Raw genomic sequence first — 5,589 nt, 5'->3', positions numbered from 1 at the left:
AACTACGCAGTTCAACATCGAAGGTGATGAATACCTTTGGGATGACTTTGCATTTGCAACGCGTGATGGCTTAGTGGCAACTGCTGTAGACGTAACTGATGAAGCTGAAATAGCTCGTCGTGGTCTAAAAGGTGCGTTCAAACATATTCAATTTGATATTGAATTAGTGAAAGACGTTGAAGGTGCGCCTTCTACTGAAGTTGAACGTCGCCGCGCATCAGCTTAAATCAATTAGTCGGAATCGGGATAAGTCAATTATCCCGATGACTTCCCCTCAATTTGGAAAGTCGGAGAACGTCCATGCCACGTATTCCTGTAATTAATACCAGCCATCTAGATCGTCTTGATGAGTTACTTGTAGACAACTTTGAGACAGGTGAGTTTAAACTTCATCGTTCAGTTTTCACTGATCAAGCCCTTTTTGACCTTGAAATGAAATACATCTTTGAGGGTAATTGGGTTTACTTGGCACACGAAAGCCAAATTCCAAATAACAATGATTATTACACGACACACATCGGTCGTCAGCCAATCGTGATTGCTCGTAACCGTCAAGGCGAGCTAAATGCAATGATCAATGCGTGTTCACACCGTGGTGCACAACTTTGCCGTAACAAACGTGGTAATAAGGCTACTTATACTTGCCCATTCCATGGTTGGACATTCAATAACTCAGGCAAACTTTTAAAAGTTAAAGACCCAACAGATGCAGGTTATTCTGACTGCTTTAACAAAGAAGGATCACATGATCTTAAGAAAGTTGCACGTTTTGAAAGTTATAAAGGCTTCTTATTCGGTAGCTTAAACCCAGACGTCTTGCCATTAGAAGAATTCTTAGGTGAAACGACTAAAATTATCGATATGATCGTGGGTCAGTCTGATCAAGGTTTAGAAGTTTTACGTGGTGCCTCAACTTATACATACGAAGGAAACTGGAAACTCACTGCTGAAAATGGTGCAGATGGTTACCATGTATCTGCGGTTCACTGGAATTATGCTGCGACTACGCAACAACGTAAAGAAAAACAAGCTGGCGACAATATCCGTGCAATGAGCGCAGGATCTTGGGGTAAACAAGGCGGTGGTTCTTACGGTTTTGAAAATGGTCACATGTTGCTTTGGACACAATGGGCTAACCCTGAAGACCGCCCTAACTTCCCTAAAGCAGATGAATACTCTGAGAAATTCGGTCCTGCTATGTCGAAGTGGATGATCGAGCGCTCACGTAACCTTTGCTTATATCCAAACGTTTATTTGATGGATCAGTTCGGTTCACAAATCCGTGTACTTCGCCCAATTGCTGTCGATAAAACTGAAGTAACAATTTACTGCATCGCACCTGTAGGTGAAGAGCCAGAAGCTCGCGCACGCCGTATTCGCCAATATGAAGATTTCTTCAATGCTTCAGGTATGGCGACACCAGATGACTTAGAAGAATTCCGTGCATGTCAAGCAGGTTATGCTGGTATCGAACTTGAGTGGAACGATATGTGCCGTGGCTCAAAGCATTGGATCAATGGCCCAGATGATGCAGCAAACGAAATTGGTCTAAAACCTAAACTTTCAGGCGTTAAAACTGAAGACGAAGGTTTATACCTTGCTCAACATCAACATTGGTTAGAAGAAATGAAACGTGCGATTAAAGCAGAACAAGCTTTAGCTGAACAAGGAGATAACGCATGAGTAACGCGAATCTTGAAGCAACTTTAGAATCAGTGAGCCAGTTCTTATTTAAAGAAGCGCGCCTACTTGATGATGAACAGTGGGATGAATGGTTAGAGTGCTATGCACCTACAGCATCGTTCTGGATGCCATCTTGGGATGACTACAATACATTAACTGAAGATCCTCAATCAGAAATCTCGTTAATTTATTATCCAGATCGTCAAGGTTTAGAAGACCGCGTGTTCCGTATCAAAACTGAACGCTCTTCTGCAACAATGCCTGATACACGTACAAGCCACAATATTAACAACATTGAAATTCTTGAACGTCATGAAGATAAGGTTGTTGTTCGTTTCAACTGGAACACTTTAAGTTACCGCTACCAAAAGTCGTACAGCTACTTCGGCATGTCACGCTACGAAATCAATTTGTCTGGTGAAAAACCACAAATTTTAAATAAATATGTGGTACTCAAAAATGATTACATCAATCAAGTAATCGACGTATATCACCTGTAATTAGTAAATAACAAGTTCAGTAACTACCAAATGGAATTTTGGTAGTTACACCAAAAAATTGTTCAAAAGATTCTTAAAGGATATTCAGCCATGTCAAACCATAATGTTGCACTTCAATTTGAAGATGGCGTAACCCGATTTATTTCAGTTGCACAAGGCGAAACGCTTTCTGACGCTGCATATCGTCAAAAGATTAATATTCCGCTGGATTGCCGTGATGGTGCATGTGGTACTTGTCGAGCTTTTTGTGAGTCTGGCAGCTATGACATGCCTGAAGAAACTTATATTGAAGATGCACTTACACCAGAAGAGGCTGAGCAAGGCTATATCTTAGCTTGCCAGTGCCGTCCTACTTCAGATGCAGTTTTCCAAATTCAAGCATCATCTGATGTATGCAAAACTCAAATTCATCAATATCAAGGTACACTTTCTCGTGTAGAAAACTTATCTGAATCTACAATTACCTTTGATATTCAACTAGACGAGGGTCAGCCAGATATCAATTTCCTTGCTGGTCAGTATGTAAATGTAGGTATACCTGGATCAACTGAAACACGTTCATACTCTTTCAGCTCTAAGCCAGGCAACCGTTTGACCGGCTTTGTTGTTCGTAACGTTCCTAACGGTAAGATGAGTAGCTTCTTAAGCAGCGAAGCGAAAGTCGGCGAAAAAATGACATTCACTGGTCCATTTGGTAGCTTCTACTTACGTAATGTAGTACGCCCTGTAGTAATGCTTGCTGGTGGTACAGGTATTGCTCCATTTATGTCGATGCTTCAAGTATTAGAAGAAAAAGGTTCTGAACATCCAGTACGTTTAGTTTTTGGTGTAACCAATGACTTTGACCTAGTTGCTATTGAAGAACTCAACAAACTTCAAGAAAAACTTGATTGGTTTGAATACCGTACCGTAGTTGCAAACCCAGAATCTGCACACGAACGTAAAGGTTATGTGACAGGTCACATTGAAACTGAATGGCTCAACGGTGGTGATGTAGACGTTTACCTCTGTGGTCCTGTTCCTATGGTAGATGCAGTTCGTGGTTGGTTAGATGCTGAAGGCATTAAACCTGCAAACTTCTTATTCGAAAAATTCTCTGCGAATTAAAGTGGAGAGGAACATGAACCAAAGATTTGAAAATAAAATCGTAATCGTTACTGGTGCCGCTCAAGGCATCGGTCGCGGTGTTGCTCTTCAAGCAGCTAGCGAAGGTGCAAAAGTTGTACTGGCTGACCGTGCTGAATACGTGACGACCACACTTGAAGAAATTACGACTCAAGGTGGCACAGGTGTCACTGTCTTAGCTGATCTTGAAACCTATGCTGGTGCACAATCCGTTGTAAATAAAGCGATCGAGACTTTTGGCCGAATTGATGTGCTGATCAACAATGTTGGTGGTGCGATTTGGATGAAACCTTTTGAAGAGTTTTCTGAAGAGGAAATTATTAAAGAGATCAATCGTTCTTTATTTCCTACTTTATGGAGTTGTCGTGCAGTTTTACCACACATGCAACACCAAAAATCTGGTGTGATCGTGAATGTATCATCTATCGCCACATGTGGAATTAACCGTCTTCCATATTCTGCAGCTAAGGGTGGTGTAAATAGTTTTACTCAATCAATGGCATTTGCACATGCTAAAGATGGTATCCGCATCAATGCTGTGGCTACAGGTGGTACTGAAGCTCCACCACGTGTAATTCCACGTAATACTTCACCACTATCTGAGCAAGATCAAGCTTGGATGCAAGAAGTGGTTGATCAAACAATTGACCGCAGCTACATGAAACGCTATGGCACTATTCAAGAACAAGTAAATGCTATTTTGTTCCTTGCTTCAGATGAGTCTTCATACATTACAGGCACAGTCGTACCTGTAGGTGGTGGTGATCAGGGTTAACCCTGATCACGGACTCTTTAAATTCACAGGATCATTGACGCAAGGAGGCAAATACAATGGCAACCCTGTTTAAAACACTAAAAGAAGATTGGTCTATTTCCGCCACTGTCGCCGGCTTTTTAGCTGTATTGATTTCATATGCCGGACCATTAATTATTTTCTTTCAAGCAGCACAACAAGCCCAAGTTTCCCCAGACATGATGATTTCATGGATTTGGGGTATCTCAATTGGTGCTGCTGTAGCTGGAATTCTATTATCAATAAAGTTTAAAGTTCCTGTCATTACCGCTTGGTCGGCACCTGGTACTGCTCTGCTAGTCACACTTTTTCCAGATATATCACTGAATGAAGCAGTTGCTGCATATATCACTACAGCTGTAGTGATTTTCATCATTGGTATTACCGGATATTTCGACAAACTATTGGCTTTGATACCGCAATCAGTGGCTGCAGGAATGATGGCTGGTATCTTATGTCAGTTCGGATTTGGTCTTTTTACCGCGACTAATACCATGCCATATATTGTGTTTGGAATGCTTATTTCGTATCTGATTGCTAAGCGTTTAACACCTCGATATGCCATGCTTTTTGTATTGGCAGCTGGTATTTTCATGAGTTTAGTCCTCGGAAAATTCAATGCTGTGAATATGGAGTTTTCACTTGCAATACCCCAATTCATTGCGCCCGAGTGGACGCTTAACTCTTTTCTAAATCTTGCAGTACCTCTTATTTTAGTCAGCCTTTCTGGTCAATTTTTACCTGGCATGGCAATTTTGAAATTAAGTGGCTATGACATTCAAGCAAAACCCATTATTACCACTACCAGTATCGCATCGTTAGCTGTTGCTTGTGTGGGCGGGATCACCATTGTCCTGGCATCAATAACAGCCGCACTCTGTACAGGTAAAGATGCACATGAGCTCAAAGAGAAACGTTATATCGCAGGTATTGCGAACGGTATTTTCTATATTTTAGGTGGTTTATTTGCAGGCAGCATTGTGATGCTTTTTAGCTTACTGCCTAAAGAACTTGTTGCTGCATTAGCAGGTTTAGCACTTTTAGGTGCTATTGCTACAAATTTACACGTTGCTATGTTCCAAGAAAATGATCGTGACGCAGCTCTCCTTACTTTCTTGGCGACTGTTTCAGGTATGCAATTTTTAGGTTTAAGTTCAGTTTTTTGGGGAATCTGTATTGGTATTTTAGCGCACGTGATTTTAACGAAGCGTCAAAATACTACCCCATCATCGTCTACATCGACCTGATCATATTAAAGGTAAATGTAGATCGTTTGTTTAGGAAATGATTATGATTGATAAAAGCTCAGCGTCTTTAACCGAAGCCCTCTCCCAAATTAAAGACGGTTCAACCATTATGATTGGTGGGTTTGGTACTGCAGGTCAGCCTGCTGAACTCATCGATGGCTTAATTGAACTCGGTATTAAAGACTTAGTGATCGTCAACAACAACGCAGGTAATGGTGATTACGGCTTGGCTAAACTGTTA

At 41.3% G+C, this 5,589-nt stretch carries 7 protein-coding genes; all 7 read left to right on the top strand.

The window, feature by feature from the left end; translation table 11 throughout:
- The coding region (locus AC1M9K_RS14425) for a dioxygenase family protein (protein WP_481589630.1) at positions 1 to 226 on the top strand (226 nt) is incomplete at its 5' end.
- 74 nt (positions 227 to 300) lie between these two features.
- Positions 301 to 1,683, top strand: a complete 1,383-nt coding sequence (benA, locus tag AC1M9K_RS14420; protein ID WP_035270495.1) for a benzoate 1,2-dioxygenase large subunit — start codon at positions 301 to 303, stop codon at positions 1,681 to 1,683.
- Positions 1,680 to 2,183: a benzoate 1,2-dioxygenase small subunit gene (gene benB / locus AC1M9K_RS14415; protein WP_035270498.1), complete on the top strand. Its 504-nt coding sequence runs from the start codon at positions 1,680 to 1,682 to the stop codon at positions 2,181 to 2,183. The genes benA and benB overlap by 4 nt, the downstream gene beginning before the upstream one ends.
- A 90-nt stretch (positions 2,184 to 2,273) precedes the next feature.
- On the top strand, positions 2,274 to 3,290 hold the full coding sequence (benC, locus tag AC1M9K_RS14410; protein ID WP_481589629.1) for a benzoate 1,2-dioxygenase electron transfer component BenC: 1,017 nt from the start codon (positions 2,274 to 2,276) through the stop codon (positions 3,288 to 3,290).
- A 13-nt stretch (positions 3,291 to 3,303) separates the two neighbouring features.
- Entirely contained in the window at positions 3,304 to 4,083 is a 780-nt protein-coding gene (locus AC1M9K_RS14405) for a 1,6-dihydroxycyclohexa-2,4-diene-1-carboxylate dehydrogenase (protein ID WP_092768934.1), read from the top strand.
- Positions 4,084 to 4,139: 56 nt separating this feature from the next.
- Complete coding sequence (gene benE / locus AC1M9K_RS14400; RefSeq protein WP_481589628.1) at positions 4,140 to 5,348, top strand: benzoate/H(+) symporter BenE; 1,209 nt, start codon at positions 4,140 to 4,142, stop codon at positions 5,346 to 5,348.
- Between the two features lie 43 nt (positions 5,349 to 5,391).
- Positions 5,392 to 5,589: CoA-transferase (locus AC1M9K_RS14395; RefSeq protein ID WP_481589627.1), on the top strand; the 198-nt coding region annotated here is incomplete at its 3' end.

Source organism: Acinetobacter sp. 24-47-67 (genome assembly GCF_056779735.1).
The sequence above is the reverse complement of the archived record's forward strand: the minus strand, read 5'-3'. Positions and strand labels throughout refer to the sequence as shown.